At 75.7% G+C, this 16,845-nt stretch carries 14 protein-coding genes; 7 read left to right on the top strand and 7 right to left on the bottom strand.

The annotated features are described in order from the left end of the window. Positions 1-385: 385 nt before the first annotated feature. The 3 genes from C569_RS0103155 to C569_RS0103145 all read right to left on the bottom strand — a co-directional run bounded on the left by C569_RS0103155 (position 386) and on the right by C569_RS0103145 (position 5,318). Positions 386-1,168, bottom strand: coding sequence for an ABC transporter permease (locus C569_RS0103155; RefSeq protein WP_026267637.1), 783 nt, complete (start codon positions 1,166-1,168; stop codon positions 386-388). Further along, on the bottom strand, positions 1,165-2,139 hold the full coding sequence (locus C569_RS0103150; protein WP_018784374.1) for a daunorubicin resistance protein DrrA family ABC transporter ATP-binding protein: 975 nt from the start codon (positions 2,137-2,139) through the stop codon (positions 1,165-1,167). Before C569_RS0103150 ends, C569_RS0103155 begins: the two co-directional genes overlap by 4 nt. A gap of 68 nt (positions 2,140-2,207) precedes the next feature. Beyond that, positions 2,208-5,318 carry a BTAD domain-containing putative transcriptional regulator gene (locus tag C569_RS0103145; RefSeq protein ID WP_018784373.1) on the bottom strand — a complete coding sequence of 1,037 codons (3,111 nt, stop codon included), beginning with the start codon at positions 5,316-5,318 and terminating at the stop codon, positions 2,208-2,210. Positions 5,319-5,428: 110 nt separating this feature from the next. Between C569_RS0103145 and lnt the strand changes: the two genes are divergently transcribed. From lnt to C569_RS0103130, 3 genes are read left to right on the top strand one after another with little or no spacing between them, the layout of a single operon-like run. Then, positions 5,429-7,036 carry an apolipoprotein N-acyltransferase gene (lnt, locus tag C569_RS0103140; protein WP_018784372.1) on the top strand — a complete coding sequence of 536 codons (1,608 nt, stop codon included), beginning with the start codon at positions 5,429-5,431 and terminating at the stop codon, positions 7,034-7,036. 22 nt (positions 7,037-7,058) lie between these two features. Then, positions 7,059-7,850 carry a polyprenol monophosphomannose synthase gene (locus C569_RS0103135; RefSeq protein ID WP_026267636.1) on the top strand — a complete coding sequence of 264 codons (792 nt, stop codon included), beginning with the start codon at positions 7,059-7,061 and terminating at the stop codon, positions 7,848-7,850. 53 nt (positions 7,851-7,903) lie between these two features. Then, positions 7,904-8,431: an FxsA family protein gene (locus tag C569_RS0103130; protein WP_018784370.1), complete on the top strand. Its 528-nt coding sequence runs from the start codon at positions 7,904-7,906 to the stop codon at positions 8,429-8,431. A 177-nt stretch (positions 8,432-8,608) separates the two neighbouring features. Here C569_RS0103130 and C569_RS0103125 read toward each other — a convergent pair whose 3' ends face one another. Then, complete coding sequence (locus C569_RS0103125; protein WP_007070998.1) at positions 8,609-8,950, bottom strand: RNA polymerase-binding protein RbpA; 342 nt, start codon at positions 8,948-8,950, stop codon at positions 8,609-8,611. A gap of 225 nt (positions 8,951-9,175) precedes the next feature. Between C569_RS0103125 and C569_RS0103120 the strand changes: the two genes are divergently transcribed. Further along, a complete protein-coding gene (locus tag C569_RS0103120) occupies positions 9,176-10,657 on the top strand; it encodes a peptide MFS transporter (RefSeq protein WP_026267635.1) in 1,482 nt (493 codons plus the stop codon). A gap of 6 nt (positions 10,658-10,663) precedes the next feature. On the opposite strand, the gene C569_RS0103115 is transcribed toward C569_RS0103120, so the two are convergent. Genes C569_RS0103115 through C569_RS0103105 form a run of 3 tightly spaced genes read right to left on the bottom strand, consistent with a single transcriptional unit; the run spans position 10,664 to position 13,884 of the window. Next, on the bottom strand, positions 10,664-11,254 hold the full coding sequence (locus C569_RS0103115; RefSeq protein ID WP_018784367.1) for a pyridoxamine 5'-phosphate oxidase family protein: 591 nt from the start codon (positions 11,252-11,254) through the stop codon (positions 10,664-10,666). 59 nt (positions 11,255-11,313) lie between these two features. Beyond that, entirely contained in the window at positions 11,314-12,519 is a 1,206-nt protein-coding gene (locus C569_RS0103110) for a hypothetical protein (RefSeq protein ID WP_018784366.1), read from the bottom strand. A 12-nt stretch (positions 12,520-12,531) separates the two neighbouring features. Next, positions 12,532-13,884: an MFS transporter gene (locus C569_RS0103105; RefSeq protein ID WP_018784365.1), complete on the bottom strand. Its 1,353-nt coding sequence runs from the start codon at positions 13,882-13,884 to the stop codon at positions 12,532-12,534. Between the two features lie 73 nt (positions 13,885-13,957). On the opposite strand from C569_RS0103105, the gene C569_RS0103100 reads away from it, so the two are divergent. From C569_RS0103100 to C569_RS0103090, 3 genes are read left to right on the top strand one after another with little or no spacing between them, the layout of a single operon-like run. Then, entirely contained in the window at positions 13,958-14,620 is a 663-nt protein-coding gene (locus C569_RS0103100) for a TetR family transcriptional regulator (RefSeq protein WP_018784364.1), read from the top strand. Positions 14,621-14,675: 55 nt separating this feature from the next. Beyond that, entirely contained in the window at positions 14,676-15,983 is a 1,308-nt protein-coding gene (locus C569_RS0103095; protein WP_018784363.1) for an NAD(P)/FAD-dependent oxidoreductase, read from the top strand. After that, positions 15,980-16,843, top strand: a complete 864-nt coding sequence (locus C569_RS0103090) for an SDR family oxidoreductase (RefSeq protein WP_018784362.1) — start codon at positions 15,980-15,982, stop codon at positions 16,841-16,843. The genes C569_RS0103095 and C569_RS0103090 overlap by 4 nt, the downstream gene beginning before the upstream one ends. Positions 16,844-16,845: the final 2 nt, after the last annotated feature.

The following is a 16,845-nucleotide window of genomic DNA, read 5'->3' as shown; positions in this document are numbered from 1 at the left end:
GCGACACGCCGTGTCGCAACACACGACAGGCCCGGGTGGGTTGACAGCGGCGGGGGGCTACGCCGTACCGTCTTTGAGTCCTACCACGGGAAGCGGCTGTTGTTCGCTTCGTCCCTTCGTCCGCTGGCCGAGCGACCGGAAGGTTGCGGCGGCCAGGTCCAGCGGGCGGGGGTCGGCGGGGCGGCGCGAACCGGCCGCGGTTACCGGTGTACGGGCAGGGTGAGAGGCACGGCCAGTAGACAACGGCCAGGCGGGGGCAGCCAGTCCACGTCGGGTCGGTCCGAAGGTCGGCGCCGATCGTCTTCGCCCCACCGGCCGGGAAGGGCCTGGGAGCATCGGGGCGCGGCTTCGGCCGCGCCCCGATTTCATCCCCCCGATATCCCTGTCAGCGGCCCAGCCGCCGGTAGCGGCGCACCGCCGCCGGTGCGGCCACCGCGATCAGCGCCAGCGGCCAGACGACCGCCAGTTCCAGCGCGTGCCGGGCCGGCCACGAATCCCCGCCCAGGCCCGGGTTGCCGAACAGGTCCCGGGCCGCCGCCACCGTCGCGGACAGCGGATTCCAGGCGGCGATCGCGCCCAGCCAGTCCGGCATCAGCTCCGGTGCCACGAACACGTTGGACAGGGCGGTCAGCGGGAACGCCAGCGGGAACACCACCACCGCGACCGTGTCCGGGTTCGGCACGAGCAGCCCGAACAGGATGCCCACCCAGGTCATCGCGACGCGCAGCAGCAGGATCAGCGCCACCGCCGCCAGCGCCGCGCCGGTGCCCGCACGCCACTGCCAGCCGACCAGCAGCCCGCACACCACAAGTGTGGTCATCTCCAGGCAGGCCCGTACCAGGTCGGCGGCGGCGCGGCCGGACAGCAGCGCCGACCGGGCCATCGGCAGGGACCGGAACCGGTCCACCACGCCCCGGCCGGCGTCCACCGCGACCGCCGACGCGGTCGCGCCGAGGCCGTAGAGCATCGTCATGACGAACACGCCCGGCAGCAGGAACTCCCGGTAGCTGCCGTCGCCCGGCACCGTCATGCCGCTGCCGAACACGTAGCCGAACACCAGCACGAACATGATCGGCAGGCTGAAGTAGAGGATGATCTCCTCCGGGGCACGCACCACGTGGCGCATGTTCCGCCCGGCCATCAGCCACCCGTCGGTCAGTGTCCTCACGACGCGACCCCCACCCGCTGCGCGCCGGTGTGACCGCCGGTGAGCCGCAGGAACGCCTCGTCCAGCGTCGGACGGCGCACCAGCACGTCCTCCACCGCGATCCCGGTCTCGTCGAGGGCCCGCAGCACGGCGGTGAGCACGGCGATCCGGTCGGCCACCGGCGCGTCCACACGGCGCAGCCCGGGGTCCACAGTCGCGGTCGCGGCGGTGGCGCGTTCCACCACCGCCGCCGCCGCCGGCAGGTCCGCCGCGTCGCGGACCACCAGTTCCAGCCGGTCGGCGCCGATGCGGGCCTTCAGCCGCTCCGGGGTGCCCTCGGCCACGACCCGGCCGGCGTCGATGACGCACACCCGGTCGGCGAGGTGGTCGGCCTCCTGCAGGTACTGGGTGGTCAGCAGCACCGTGGTGCCGTCGGCGACCAGTTCCCGCACCGCCGTCCACAGGCCGTTGCGGCTGCGCGGGTCCAGGCCGGTGGTCGGCTCGTCGAGGAACAGCACCCGCGGCGGCACCACCAGGCTGGCCGCCAGGTCCAGGCGGCGGCGCATCCCGCCGGAGTAGCCGCCGGCCGACCGGTCCGCGGCCTCGGTCAGGCCGAACCGGTCCAGCAGTTCCTCGGCGCGGCGGCGGGCCCGGCGCGCGGACAGCCGCCGCAGCCGGCCGAACAGCACCAGGTTCTGCCGTCCGCTGAGCACCTCGTCGACCGCCGCGTACTGGCCGGTCAGGCTGATCGCCTGGCGGACCCGGTCCGGGGCGGCGGCGACGTCGTACCCGGCCACCGTGGCCCGGCCGGCGTCGAAACGCAGCAGCGTGGTGAGGATCCGCACCGCGGTGGTCTTGCCCGCCCCGTTCGGGCCGAGCACGCCGTACACGGTGCCGGCCGGCACGGCCAGGTCGAAGCCGTCCAGGGCGGTGGTGCGGCCGTACGTCTTCCGTATCCCGTCGGCCAGCACGGCCGTCGTGTCGTCGGTCATGGGCGTCAGCGTCACCGGGGTCGCTGACCGGGCGCGTACCGCGCGCGCACCGGGCGGCGCCGCGCCGGTCAGCGGCCGTCGAGCAGCGCCAGCGCCCGCTGCCGGGGCAGGTCCGCGCCCCGGGCGTACGCGGTGGCGAACGCCGCCTCGCCGAGGCGTTCCCGCAGCGTGGCGGCGGTCGGCGTGCCGGCCGGGGCGTCGGCCGCGGCGGTGCCGGCCAGCAGCGCCGCCGCCGCGCCCAGGAGGCGGGCCGCCGACTCGTGGTCGCCGTCGCGCAGCAGCGGCCCGGCCAGCCCGTCGACCGCCGCGGCCACCACCGGCGCGTCCCACACGCCGTCGTCGGCGGTGAGGACCTGCCGGTAGCAGGCGTGGGCCCGCGTGGTGTCGCCGGCGGCGTCGGCGAGCTGCCCGAGCGTCACCAGCGCCGCCAGCCGCACCACCTCGGCACCGAACCAGCCCGTCGGGCAGTCCGCGACCGCCTGCTCGCACAGCGCCCGCGCCCGCTGCGGGTCGCCGTCGCGGCGGGCGATCTCGCTGAGCCCCAGGTACGCGGCGGCGACCAGCTCCGGCGCGCCGGCCGGGCCGGCGATGCGCCGCACCCGCCGGTAGTCCTCGGCCGCGCCGGTCAGGTCACCGGCGGCCAGCCGACCGTCGGCGCGGGTACGCAGCAGCTCCGCCAGGTCCAGCGTGGAGCCGAGCTGCTCGGCCAGGTCCAGCGCCTCCGCCATCGGCGTGGCCGCGGACGCGACGTCACCGGCGCGGTAGGCGGCCTCGGCGCGGGTGGACAGTGTCACGATCATGCCCCAGCGGTCGTCGAGGGCCCGGAAGCCGGCCAGCGCGGCGTCCAGGTCGGTGCGGGCCTGGGCGTGCCGGTGGTGCAGCAGACTGACCATCGCGGTGCCCAGCAGGCCCAGCGCCCGGCTCCACGGGTCGGCGCCGATCAGCCGGTCCCGGACGGCCTGCTCGTGCAGCGCCGCCGCGTCCTGCGGTGACGGGGGGCCGCTGGCCATGCCGGACAGGTACAGCAGGAACGGGTGCCGGGGCGGCCGGGCCAGGGTCCACAGGATCCGGGCCGCGGCGTCGACCTCGCTGCGGTCGCCGCCACCGGCGAGCGTGGCGACCAGCAGAGCCAACGCGTACTCCTCGGCCAGGCCGCCGGGCGGGCCGTCGAGCCGGTCGACCAGCCGCCGGGCCAGGGCCGCGCCCTCACCGCGCATGCCCCGCAGCCACCAGTAGAACGCCAGCGCCGCGACCAGCCGCAACCCGGTCGCGGTGTCCGCGTGCCGCAGCGCCGCGTGCAGGTCGTCACGCGCGGCGTCCAGGCGGCGCAGCCACCGGTCCTGGCCGCCGCCGCGCAGCGCCGCGTCGCCCGTGAGCGCCAGGTCCAGGAAGTACGCGGCGTGCGCGTCCCGGATCCGCCCGGTGCCGCCGCCCTCGGCCAGCCGGGCGGATGCGAACTCGCGGATCGTCTCCAGCATCCGGTAGCGCCCGCCGGTGGCCTCCACCAGCGACTTGTCCACCAGCCCGGTGAGTACGTCCACGACGTCCCCGGCGTCCGGCGCGCACACCGCCTGCACCGCGGCCAGGTCGGCGGCGCCGGCGAACACGCTCATCCGGGCGGCCAGCCGCCGCTCCGGGGCGTCGAGCAGATCCCAGCTCCACCCCACCACCGCCTCCAACGTGCGGTGCCGGGGCGCCGCGGTGCGGTCGCCGCGGCGCAGCAGCCGGAACCGGTCGTCCAGACGCGCCGCGACCTGCGTCACCGGCAGGGCCCGCAGGCGCGCCGCGGCCAGCTCCAGGGCCAGCGGCAGCCCGTCGAGGGTACGGCAGATCCGCAGCACCGCCGGGGTGGTGACGGCGTCGAGGGTGAACCCGGGCGACACGTCGGCGGCCCGGTCGGTGAACAGCCGCACCGCCGGGTACCCGGCGGCTGTCTCCGGTGCGGCCGGCCCGTCCGGGGCGGGCAGCCCGCCGACCGGGCACAGCGCCTCGCCGGTGAGGCCCAGCGGCTCCCGGCTGGTGGCGAGCACCCGCAGTCCGGGTGCGGCGGCGAGCAGCGCGCCGGTCAGCCGGGCCGCGTCGTCGATGACGTGCTCGCAGTTGTCCAGCACCAGCAGCAGCCGCCGGTCGGCCAGCGCGGCCACCAGCCGGCCGGTCAGGTCGGCCGGGCCGCCGGGGGTGCGCAGACCGGCGTCGCGCAGGTCCAGCGCGGCCAGCACGGCCGGCGCGACCGGCGCGCCGGTCGCCACAGCGGCCAGTTCCACCAGGCACACCGGCCCGTCGTGGCCGGACGCGACGGTGGTGGCCAGCCGGGTCTTGCCGGCGCCGCCCGGGCCGTGCAGGGTGACCAGCCGCGCCGCGCCGAGCAGGTCGTGCACGCGCCGCAGTTCCGGTTCCCGGCCGACGAAACTGGTCAGCGGGCTGGGCAGCCGGGCGGGTGGCGCGGCGTCGTCGCGCAGCAGCGCCGTGTGCAGCGTGGCCAGCTCCGCCGACGGGTCGGTGCCCAGTTCCTCGGCCAGGACCCGGCGGGCGTCGGCGTACGCGGCGAGGGCCTCGGCGCGGCGGCCGCCGCCGTGCAGGGCACGCATCAGTTGCCCGTGCAGCCGTTCCCGCAGTGGATTCGCGGCCACCAGGTCGCGCAGCTCGGCGATCAGCGGCGCGCCGGCCGGTGCCAGCGCCAGTTCCGCCTCGACCCGGTCCTCGACCGCGGCCAGGCGCGCCTGGCGCAGCCGGGCCGCCTCGGCGTCGGCGAACGGCGCGTCCGTCACGTCCGCGAGGGGTTCACCGCGCCACAGGCCGAGCGCGTCGCGCAGCAACGCCGCCGCGGCGGCCGGGTCACCGGCGGCCAGCGCCGCCCGCCCGGCAGCGGCCAGCCCGGTGAACCGGTGCACGTCCACCCGCTGGGGGTCGACGGCCAGCCGGTAGCCGGCCGGACCGAACTCGACGGGCGCGCCCGGCAGCAGCCGCCGCAGCCGCGACACCTGCGACTGGAGTGCGTTCGTGGCCTGCTCGGGCGGCCGGTCGCCGTACACGCCGTCGACGAGACGCTGCGGCGCCACGGTGCGGCCGGCGTCGAGCAGCAGCAGCACCAGCAGCGCGCGCAGCCGCCCGCCGGCGACGGGCAGCAGGCTGCCGTCGGCCGCGTACGCCTGGGTCTCGCCGAGCACACCGAACCGCATGCGCCCGATTGTCGCCTGCCCCCGCCGCGTCGGTGGCACGCCCCACACCGGTTCGGCCGCCCGCCGGTACGGGCGGGTAGCCTTCGGCCCGTGATCGTGGGGAGAAGCCGGTGACGACGCTGGACCGGGAACAGCCGCGTGCCACCGACGGGGCACCCGGTGACGGCGCCGCGCGTCCCCTGCCGCTGATGCTGGCCGTGCCGGCCGCCGTGCTGGCCGGGGTGGCGCTGCTGCTGGCGTTCCCGCCGTACGGGTGGTGGCCGCTGGCGCCGGTCGGTGTGGCGTTGCTGGCCGCCGCCGTGCACCGGCGGCGGTTGCGTGCCGGCGCCGGGCTGGGCTTCCTGACCGGGGTGGCGTTGTTCGCGTCGCTGCTGGAGTGGACGAACCTGCACACCGGCTACCTGCCGTGGGCGCTGCTGTCGCTGTTGCAGGCCGCGTATCTGGCGCTGCTGGGTGCCGCGACCGCCTGGGTGTCGCCGCTGGCCGACCGGCACCGGGCGGCGTGGCCGCTGCTGACCGGTGTGCTGTGGGTGGGGCAGGAGGCGCTGCGCGACCGCACCCCGTTCGGCGGGTTCCCGTGGGGGCGGCTGGCGTTCAGCCAGGACACCTCGCCGCTGCTGAAGCTGGCCGCGCTCGGCGGCGCCCCGCTGGTCACGTTCGCCGTCGCGGTCGCCGGCGGGCTCCTGGTGACCGCCGCGTGGCGGGACTGGCGGCACACGCCCGGGCAGTGGCGGCCGGTCGCCGGGCTCACCGCCGCGCTGGTGGCGCTGCTCGCCGCCGGCGCGGCCGTGCCGACCGGGGTACGCGGCGCGGGCGGCACCGTCACCGTGGCCATCGTGCAGGGCAACGTTCCGCGCCTCGGGCTGGACTTCAACGCGCAGCGGCAGGCGGTGCTGAACAACCACGTCGACGCGACGCTGGACCTGGCGCGGCGGGTCGCCGAGGGCGGGCAGGACCGTCCCGACGTGGTGGTGTGGCCGGAGAACTCCAGCGACATCGACCCGCTGCGCAACCCGGGCGCGGGGGAGCGGATCTCCCAGGCGGCCGACGCGATCGGCGCGCCGATCCTGGTCGGCGCGGTGCTGGTCGGGCCCGGCCGGGGTGAGGTGCGCAACGCGGGGCTGCTGTGGCGGCCGGGGACCGGCCCGGATCTGGACCAGGTGTACACGAAGCGGCATCCGGTGCCGTTCGCCGAGTACGTGCCGCTGCGCTCCATCGCCCGCAAGGTCAGCTCCCAGGTCGACCGGGTCCGGTCCGATTTCGTGCCAGGTGACCGTCCGGGTGTGCTGGACACCGGCCCGGCCGTGCTCGGCGACGTGATCTGCTTCGAGGTCGCGTACGACGGCGTCGTCCGGGACACCGTCACCGGCGGCGCGCAGCTGCTGGTGGTGCAGACCAACAACGCCACGTTCGATGTGGCCGAGGCCCGCCAGCAGCTGGCCATGGTGCGGCTGCGGGCCGTGGAGCACGGCCGGGCCGCGTTGATGGCCTCCACGGTCGGGGTGTCCGGGTTCGTTTCCCCCGACGGGCGGGTAGACGGTGCGACCGGGTTCAACACCGCCGCGGTGGTGGTGCGGCAGATGGAACTCGGTGACGGGCGTACCCCGGCGACCACGGCCGGGGTGTGGCCGGAGGTGGCGCTGACGGCGCTGGCGGTCGCGGCCCTGACCGGCGCGGCCGTGCTGCGGCGCCGCCGCCGGGAGGCCGCTCCCGGCTGAGCCGACGAGAGGCGGTGCGACGGTGGGCGTGGCAGCCGGCAGGCGGACGGTAGGCCATCCCGGGGTGGGGCGGGTCCTGGTGGTCATCCCCACCTACAACGAGGCCGACAACGTCAGGCGCATCGTCGCCCGGGTACGCGAGGCGGCGCCGTCGGTGGACGTGCTCGTCGCCGACGACAACAGCCCCGACGGCACCGGGGCGATCGCCGACATGCTCGCGGCCGGAGACCCGCGGGTGCACGTGCTGCACCGGGCCGGCAAGGAAGGGCTCGGCGCGGCCTACCTGGCCGGTTTCGCCTGGGCGCGCAGGCGCGGCTACGACGCGGTGGTCGAGATGGACGCCGACGGCTCGCACGCCCCGGAGGACCTGCCGGCGCTGCTGCATGCGGCCCGCGACGCCGACGTGGTGATCGGCTCCCGGTGGACCCGCGGCGCGCGGGTGCTGAACTGGCCGTGGCGGCGGCTGCTGCTGTCCCGGGTGGGTAACCTGTACGCGCGGCTGGCGCTGGGCATGCCGGTCAGCGACGCGACCGGCGGCTACCGGGTGTACCGGTCGAGCGCGTTGGACGCGATCGACCTGAAGTCGGTGCGTTCCCAGGGGTACGCGTTCCAGGTGGAGTTGTCGCGGCTGGCGCACCGCGCCGGGGTACGCATCGTGGAGGTGCCGATCACGTTCGCCGAGCGGGAACACGGCGACAGCAAGATGAGCCCGCTGATCGTGGCCGAGGCGTTGTGGCGGGTGACCCGCTGGGGGGTGCGGGACCGTCTGGCGACCGCGTCCGCCCGCCCGGACGCGCTCGCGCGCTGGCCTTGAGCGAGGGCGTGTCATGCTTGAGGGGCGTGGTGACCCCGGGCTGATGAGGTGAGATGCGCCGAGGACTGAAGTACGTACCACCGGCCCTGCTGCTGCTCGCGCTGCTGGAGCTGGCCGTTTTCGTGCTGGTCGGCCGGGCCGTCGGGTTCGGCGCGGCGGTGCTGCTGGTGTTCGGGGCGTCCCTGCTGGGTCTGGTGCTGCTGCGGCGCGAGGGGATGCGGGCGTGGCGCGGGTTCCGCGCGGCGGCGCAGACCGGCCGGCCGCCGGGGCCCGAGGTGACCGACGGGCTGGTCGGTCTGCTGGGTGCGCTGCTGCTGGCGATGCCGGGCCTGGTCAGCGGCGTGGTGGGCCTGCTGCTGCTGGTGCCGCCGCTGCGCCGGCTCGCCGGTGGCGGGGTGCGCCGGGCCACCGAGCGGCGGGTGTCGTCGATGGTCGCCGGTGACCTGTTCGGGCCGCGCCGGGTGCGTGTGTACCGGGGTGCGCCGCAGCCGTCTCCGGAGCCCGCGCCGGCCCCGTCGCCTTCGCCGCAGCCGGTCACCGACCCGGGCAAGGCCATCGAGGGCGAGATCGTCGACCGCTGAGGCGCGCCCGTCGCGCTGCGTCAGGCCATCGGCTTGATCAACTCCACTTCGTCGAGGTGGCGGCATCGAACCGCGCCCGACCCCGCCACCTCCCCGAACTGGCGGCCGCCCCGGCCCGGCCCGGCAACGAAAACGCCCCCGGGTGATCCCGGGGGCGTTTCGGCGCGTCACGGACGGTCAGGCACGACCGCGGCGGGTGCGGACCTCCTGGAGCCGCTCGGCGAGGATGTCCTCCAGCTCGGCGATCGAGCGCCGCTCCAGCAGCATGTCCCAGTGGGTACGCGGCGGCTTGGCCTTCTTCTGCTCGGGCTCGGTGCCGTCGACCAGGCGGGCGACGCTGCCGTCGAACTTGCACTCCCAGGTCGTCGGGACCTCGGCGTCGACGGCGAACGGCACCTCGAACTGGTGGCCCTTGGCGCAGAGGTACTCGCGGGTCTGGCGCGGCGCGAGCTCCGTGTTGCGGTCGGACTCGTAGCTGACCGCTCCCAGCCGGCTACCGCGCAGCATGCGCTCGCCCATGATCGACTTCCCCTCGTTCGTGGTGCTGGTCTTCAGGTGTAACGACCGGTCACCGCTCACCCATTCCCCGGCCCACGGCGGCAGGGCCGTACGCGGGTCGGGAGTCTCAAGGGTAACCGGCCATGACAGCTGCCCGGCGGGGTCGTCCCCGGCCGGGCCGAATCGGTGGAGTGTTTCGCCTGTCAACGGGGATGTTACCCACCTGTTTGCGTGCCGGAGGTGACGATGAGCAGTGACGCGCCGGTCGGGGCCCGACCACCAGCCGGGAAGACCTTCTTCGGTCATCCCCGTGCGCTGTCCACGCTCTTCCTCACCGAGATGTGGGAGCGGTTCAGCTTCTACGGCATGCGGGCGATCCTGGTGCTGTACCTGACCGCCGCCGTGGCCGACGGCGGTCTGGACCTCGGTGAGTCCAGCGCCAACGCCGTGTACGGCACCTACAACGCCATGGTCTATCTGATGGCGCTGCCGGGCGGCTGGGTAGCCGACCGGCTGATCGGCGCCCGGCGCAGCGTGCTGTGGGGCGGCGTGGTGATCGCCGCCGGGCACTACGTGATGGCGATCCCCACCGGGTGGAGCGTGTTCGCCGGCATGGCGCTGATCGTGCTCGGCACCGGCCTGCTCAAGCCGAACATCTCCACGATGGTCGGTGACCTGTACGAGCGGGACTCGCCGCGCCGCGACGCCGGCTTCTCCATCTTCTACATGGGCATCAACCTGGGCGCGTTCATCGCGCCGCTGATCACCGGTTTCCTCGGCGAGAAGATCAACTGGCATCTGGGGTTCGGCGCCGCCGCGGTCGGCATGACCTTCGGCGTGCTCCAGTACGTGCTGGGCCGCCGCAACCTCGGCGACGCCGGCGCCCGCCCGGCGGACCCGCTGCTCGGCGCCGACCGGCGGCGCGCGCTGACCCGGGTGGGCGTGGCGAGCGTCGTGGTCCTCGCCGTCGGGCTGGTGCTGCTGCTGGCCGGCTGGTTCACCGTCGACACGGTGGTCAACCTGCTCACAGTGGTGACGGTGCTGGTGACCGTCGGCTACTTCACGCGGATCCTCACCGACCGGGAGATCAGCGACACCGAACGCAGCCGGATGAAGGCGTACGTGTGGCTGTTCCTGTTCGCCGCCTCGTTCTGGCTCATCTACGACCAGGCCGGGTCGGTACTGAACATCTTCGCCGCCGACCGGACCGACCGCTCGGTCGGCGGGTTCACGTTCCCGGCGTCCTGGTTGCAGTCGGTGAACCCGATCCTCATCATCATCGGCGCGCCGCTGGCCGCCGCGTTGTGGCTCAAACTCGGGCACCGGGTGTCCACGCCCACGAAGTTCGCCGTCGGCCTGGTGCTCAACGGCCTGTCGTTCGTGCTGATGGCCGCCGCCGCCAGGGCCGCCGTCGGCGGCGACCTGGTCTCACCGCTGTGGCTCGTCGCGGTGTACGCGATCCAGGTCGCCGGTGAGCTGTCCCTGAGCCCGGTCGGCCTGTCCGCCACCACGAAACTCGCGCCGGTCAAGTACGCCAGCCAGATGCTGGGCCTGTGGTTCCTCGCCACCGCCGTCGGCGACGCCATCGGCGGTCAGGTGGCCCGGCTGGCCGACACCTGGTCCCAGCCGGTGTACTTCCTGACCTTCGGGCTGGCCTCGGTGGTGCTGGGTCTGGCCGCGGTGATGTTCACCCGCCAGATCCGGCAGCTGATGGCCGGCATCCACTGACCGCGCTCACCCCGCCGGGGTCGGCGGCAGCGGCAACGGCAGACCGGGCAGGCCGTCGATGCTGGTGGCGACGTGGTCCTTGCCCGCGAAGTACGCGCTCAGCGACGCGTCGTCCTCCCTGGCGAACCGGCGTTCGTGCAGGTCCCGGTCGGCGTCGTAGGTCATGAACGGCACCGCGTAGCCGCAGGTGTCGCGGATCAGCTCGGCGCGCACCACGATGACCGCCCGCAACCCGTGCGGGCCCGGGTCGATGTCGGGAAAGTGGGTCAGCAGGCCGGGCCAGCGCGGGTCGTCGCGGAACACCGGCTCGCCGTGCCCGTGCACCCGCACGATGTTCGGCGGGCCGGTGAAGGCGCACCACATCAGCGTGACCCGGCCGTTCTCCCGCAGGTGGGCGATGGTCTCGGCGTTGCTGCCGGCGAAGTCGAGGTATGCCACCGTGCGCTCGTCGAGCACCGCGAAGCAGCCGCGCAGCCCTTTCGGGGAGAGGTTGACGGTGCCGTCGCCCGACAGCGGGGCGGTGGCTACGAAGAACATCGGCTGCGCCTCGATGAAGTCCCGCAGCCGGCCGTCGATGCGCTCGTACGTCTTTCCCATACCTCGATCCTCGCCGCCGGCCGGGTGCCGCGCTGCCCCGTTCCCAGCCCGTGGCCGCCTCAGCCGGTGCGCGTGCCGAGCCGCGCCAGTGCCGTCGCCAGGTCGCTCACCTGGTCGGCGAGCTGCCCGGCGCGGCGCTGCGCGGCGTCCCGGTCGGCCTCGATCGCTGCCGCCCGCGCCTCGGCGGCGCTCACGGCCCGCCGCGCATCTGCCAGCTCCGCGGCCAGCGCGTCCCGCTCGGCGGTACGGGCGGCGACCTGCTCCACCGCGGCGGCCACGTCCGCGCGGGCCTGCTCGACGGAAGCGGAGGCCCCGGCGCGGGCCGTCTCGACCGCCGCACTCGCCTCGGCCCGGACCCGCTCCAGGGCCGCCTCGGCGGCGGCGCGTGCCGCGTCGGCCCGGTCCCGCTCGACGAGGGCCTGCCGCGCGGCGGCGGCCTCCGCCTCGGCCCGCTCGGAAGCGGCCCGGGCCGCGCGCTCCGCGTCGGTCGCCCGGCCCTGCGCGGCCTGCGCGTCGGCGCGCGCCCGGTCGGCCTCGGCGCGGGACTGCTCGGCCCGGTCCAGGGCCTCGGTGGCGGAGCGGGTGGCCCGCTCGGCGTCGGCCCGGGCGGTGTCCCGCTCGGCGGTCAGCTCGGCCGCGCGGCGGCGTTCGGCGTCGCGTTCGGTGCGTACCGTGCGCAGTTCGTGGCGGGCGGAGTCGCGGTCACGTTCGGCCTGCACCCGCAGCGCCTGCGCGGCGCCCGCCTCGGCGCGCGCCGCGTCGCGGGCGTCCTCGGCCGCGGCGGCCCGTTCGGCGGCGGCGGACGCGGTGGCCTCCGCCCGCTCGGCGCGGTCGGTGGCGTCGTCGCGGTCGGCGTACGCGGCGCGGGCCTGCTGCCGGTCGCGGGCCGCCGCCGCGGTCGCGTCCTCGGCCTCGCGGCGTGCCTCGTCGCGTTCGGCGTGGGCGGCCGCGACCTGCGCGGCGGTCTCCGCACGCAGCTCGGCGAGCTGCCGTTCCACACCGGCCGGTGACAGTTCGGCGTGCAGCGCCTCGGTGAGCGTCTCCACGATCTGGTCGAGCCGGTCCACCGCCTCCCAGGTGCGCGCCACCTGCCCGGGCAGCCCGGGGGAGTTGCGGTGACGCATCCGCGAGTTGCGGGCGGCCCGCTGGCAGGCGCCGTCGTTGTCCCGGCAGTAGCGGAACGGGCGGCCCGCGCCGGCGCGTTGCGGCACGTCGCGTCCGCAGTGGGCGCAGGGGCGGATGTCGGTGGCGGGCTCGGCGTCCATCGGGCGCGAAGTCTATCCGGCGGCGTCGGCCCGGGCCGCGCCGTCGAGGGTGTAGCGGCGTTGCAGCAGCACCGCGACCACCATCACGGCGGCGGGCAGCAGCCCGAAGCCGTAGCGCAACGCGTCCAGCGCCGCCGGGGACTGGGTCACCGTCTGCCCGGCGGTCGAGGCCACGAACCCACCGGCGGCCAGGCACAGCGCGTACGCGTAGGGGCCGAGCGCGGCGCCGGTGGCCTCGGTGGCGGTCCACACCCCGGTGTACGTGCCGGCCCGCTCGGTGCCGCCGGCCGCGCGGATCACGTCGGGCAGCATCGAGAACGGCAGCAGTTGCATGCCGGCGAACGCCACCCCGAGCACCGCCACGGCGGCCACCAGCACCGGCAGCCCGGCGGGACGGCCGATCGCCAGCACCAGCGACCCGGCGGCGAACGCGGCCTGCCCGGCGAGCAGGGCACGTTGCTTGCCGATCCGCCGCGCCACTGCCAGCCAGCCGGGGGTGACCAGCAGCGCGGGCGCGACGAACGCGGCCACCAGCACCGTGGTGAGCCCGGGGCGGCCCAGCTCGTACTCGGCGTAGTAGGGCACCCCGGCGAGCACGAGGTGGGTGGTGGTGGACATGGCCAGGTACGCGCCGACCAACCAGCGGAACTGCCGGTCCCGCAGGCTGGCCGCCAGCGCCCGCCACCCGCCCGGGCCGTGCGGCGGGGCCGTGTCGGCGGCGCTGCGGCGCAGCCGGCCGATCCCGGCGACGCCGACGACCATCGCGGCGAGCATTCCGGCCGCCAGCATCACACCCATCCGCAGGTAACCGGCGCGGGTGGCGTCGTCACCGCCGGTAAGCAGCGGCGCGAGCAACCCGGAGACCAGGATGCCGAGTGTCAGCACCACCATCCGGAACGCCATCAGCCGGGTCCGCTCGTGGTAGCCGATCCGCAGATCCGCCGGGGTCGCCAGGTAGGGCACCTGATAGGCGGCGAACAGCAGGTTGCCGGCGACGAAGAACACCGCCACCCAGCCCGCCGCGGCGGCGCCGGTGAGGCCGCCGGGCACCGCGAACAGCGCGGCGAACGCCAGCGGCAGCACGCACCCGGCAAGCAGCAGCCGGCGGCGGTGGCCCCGGCGGGTCTGTTCCACGTCGCAGCGGTGCCCGATCCACGGGTGCAGCAGCACGTCGGCGATCTTCGGCAGCAGCAGGGTGAGCCCGGCCAGCCACGGCGCGACCGCCAGCACGTCGGTCAGGAAGTAGAGCAGCAGCAGTCCCGGCACGGTGACCCAGACGCCCATGCCGAGCGAGCCGGTGGCGAAGCCGACGAGCGGGCCGCGCGGCAGGGTGACCGCGTCGGAGCGCCGATCCAGCCCGGTCATGGCGGTCTCCTGTCCTCGGGGCACGCCGCCCTCAATCCAACGGATGCTGGATTGTAGGGGGAACAATGGCCAGATGACCATGCCTCGCCGCCGCCCGGGCCGGCCCCGCCGCGACGACCAGCGGCCGACCCGTGACCTGGTGCTCGCCGCCGCCACCGCGTTGTTCGCCGAGCGGGGCTTCGACGCGGTGAGCGTCCGCGACGTCGCCGCCGCGGCGGGCGTGGACGCGGCCACCGTCGTGCACCACACCGGGCCGAAGGCACAGCTCTACGACGCCTGCTTCGCCCGGGTGTTCAGCGCCGAGCAGGAGGTCATCGAGGCGGCCGGGAAACGCGCCCGGTCGGCCCTGGCGGCGGGCCCGCAGGACGCGGTGCGGGCGCTGCACGACCTGGTGGACGTGTTCGTCGACTTCCTGGAGGACCGGCCGGAGACGACCGCGCTGTGGCTGCGCCGCTGGCTGGAGCCGCAGCGGCACGGCGAACTGGACCGCCGCTACGCCGCGCCGCTGTACGGGCTGGTCGAGGAGCTGCTGGTGGCCGCGGCCGGCGCCGGCGCGCTGACCGAGCCGACCCCGCACGTGACGGTGCGTTCCCTGGTCTGGGCGGTGCACGGGCATGTGGTGGCGCTGGCCGCCGGGACCGGTTCGGGAGCGCGGGAGCGCCGCGAGTTCCGGGCGTTCGTCCACCGGTTCCTCGACGCGCTGTACGCCGGCGGCCCGGGAGACATCCGCCCTTGACGCCGGCCTCCGCTCCGGGGATTATCCATCGGTCGTTGGATTAAGGAGGCGGGGTATGGCCACACCGAGGGTCGCGGTCGTCGGCGCCGGAGCCGCCGGGCTGGCCACACTCAAGGCGCTCGCCGACGCCGGTGTCCCCGCCGTCGCGTTCGAGTCGGCGGACACACCCGGCGGCCTCTGGGTGTACGGCGCACCCGGCTCGCCCGCGTACCGGACGCTGCATCTGAACACCAGCAAGGGGCGCACCGAGTTCGCCGACCACCCGATGCCGGCCGACTGGCCCGACTACCCCGACCACACCCGCGTCGCCGGTTACCTCGGTGACTACGCCGACCGGTTCGGGCTGCGCGAGGCGGTACGGCTGCGGCACACCGTCGAGCGGGTCACCCGCACCGGCGACGGCTGGCGGGTGCAGGCCACCGGCCCGGACGGCCCGGTCGAGGTCGACGTCGAGGCGGTGGTGGTCGCCAACGGGCACAACCGGGTGCCGAAGCGACCCGAGCCGTATCCGGGTGAGTGCACCGCCGAGCAGATGCACAGCCACGACTACCGCGGCCCGGAGCAGCTCGCCGGGCGCCGGGTGCTCGTGGTCGGCGGCGGCAACTCCGCCATGGACATCGCCGTCGACGCGTCGTACGCCGCCGCGCGCACGCTGCTGTCGCTGCGCCGCGGCGTCTGGGTGGTGCCCAAGTACCTGCTCGGCCGCCCGTCGGACACGCTCAACGGCGCGCTGGCCCGCCGGCTGCCCTGGCGGCTGCGACAACGGATCAGCCAGACCATGATCACTACTGCGGTCGGGTCACCCGCCCGGTACGGGCTGCCCGCACCGGCGCACGGCTTCCTCCAGGACCACCCGACGCTGTCCGACGCGCTGCTGTCCCGGCTCACCCACGGCGACATCCAGGCCCGGCCCGGCATCGCCCGCTTCGACGGCGACCGGGCCGAGTTCACCGACGGCCGCACCGACGAGGTCGACCTGGTCGTCTGGTGCACCGGCTACCGGGTCGAGGTGCCGTTCCTCGACCCGGCGCTGCTCGGCGACGGCGCGGACCGGCTGCCGCTGTACCGGCACGTGTTCCACCTGGACGCCCCCGGGCTGGCATTCGTCGGGCTGATGCAGTCCACCGGCGCCGCGTTCCCACTGGTCGAGGCGCAGGCCCGGCTGGTGGCCGCACGCCTGGCCGGCACCTGGGCGCCACCGGACCCGGCCCGCCAAGCCGCCGCCTGCCGGGAGGAACTGCGCGCCGCCACCGCCCGGTGGGGGCAGCGCCGCCCGCACATGCGCGTCGACTTCGACGTCTACCTGGCCGAGCTGGGCCGCGAACTGGCCACCGGGCGGCGCCGCGCCGGAGCGGCCCGATGAGCGCCGCAGGCCCGCAGGGAAGCGGTACCGAAGCGGTACGTGGGCTGGCCGGGCGGCGGGTGCTGGTCACCGGCGCCCGGGGCACGTTCGGGCAGCACCTGGGCGCGGCACTCACCGCCGCCGGGGCGCACGTGGTCGGGCTGGACCTGCACGCCGACCCCGGCGCCACACCGCCGGTGCTCGGCGTCGACCTGACCGACCCCGCCGCGACCCCACCAGCGGTGGCCGCCGCCGTCGAGCGGCTCGGCGGGCTGGACCTGCTGATCAACAACGCCGGGGTGGGCGGACCCGCGCCCGCCGAGCTGCCTCCGGACGAGGTGGTACGCCGCCAGATCGAGGTGAACCTGCTCGCCGCCTGGCGTACCACCGCCGCCGCGATGCCCGCCCTGGAGGCCGCCCGCGGCCGGGTGATCTTCGTGGCCAGCCGGATGGCGGTGCTGCCGCTGCCGCTGGCCGCCGCGTACGGGGTCAGCAAGCGGGCGCTCGTCGCCTACGCCGACGCGCTGCGCCACGAGGTCGGCACCCACGTCGGCGTCAGCGTCGTCTACCCCAGCATGGTCGCCTCCCCGATCCACGACAGCACAGTGGCGGCCGGGCTGTCGCTGAGCGGAGTGTCCCGCCCGGAGCCGGTCGAGGGGGTGGTGACGGCGATCCTGCGCGCCGCCACCGCCCGCCGCGCGCCACGGGACGTGGCCACCACCAGGCGCGGCCGGATCGAGATGGCGCTGGCCCGGCACGCCCCGGCGCTCGCCGACCGGATGGTGCGCCGTACCGTCGCCAGCCGGCTGGCCGCCGGTGACCTGGACGGTGCGGCGCTGGCCGAGGGCATGGTCCGGCGGCACCGGAAGGACCGCCGGTAGCC

The sequence above is a fragment of the Micromonospora sp. CNB394 genome (genome assembly GCF_000374985.1).
Classification (GTDB): Bacteria; Actinomycetota; Actinomycetes; order Mycobacteriales; family Micromonosporaceae; genus Micromonospora; species Micromonospora marina.
Note: the sequence above shows the minus strand (reverse complement) of the source record. Positions and strands in the feature narration are given on the sequence as shown.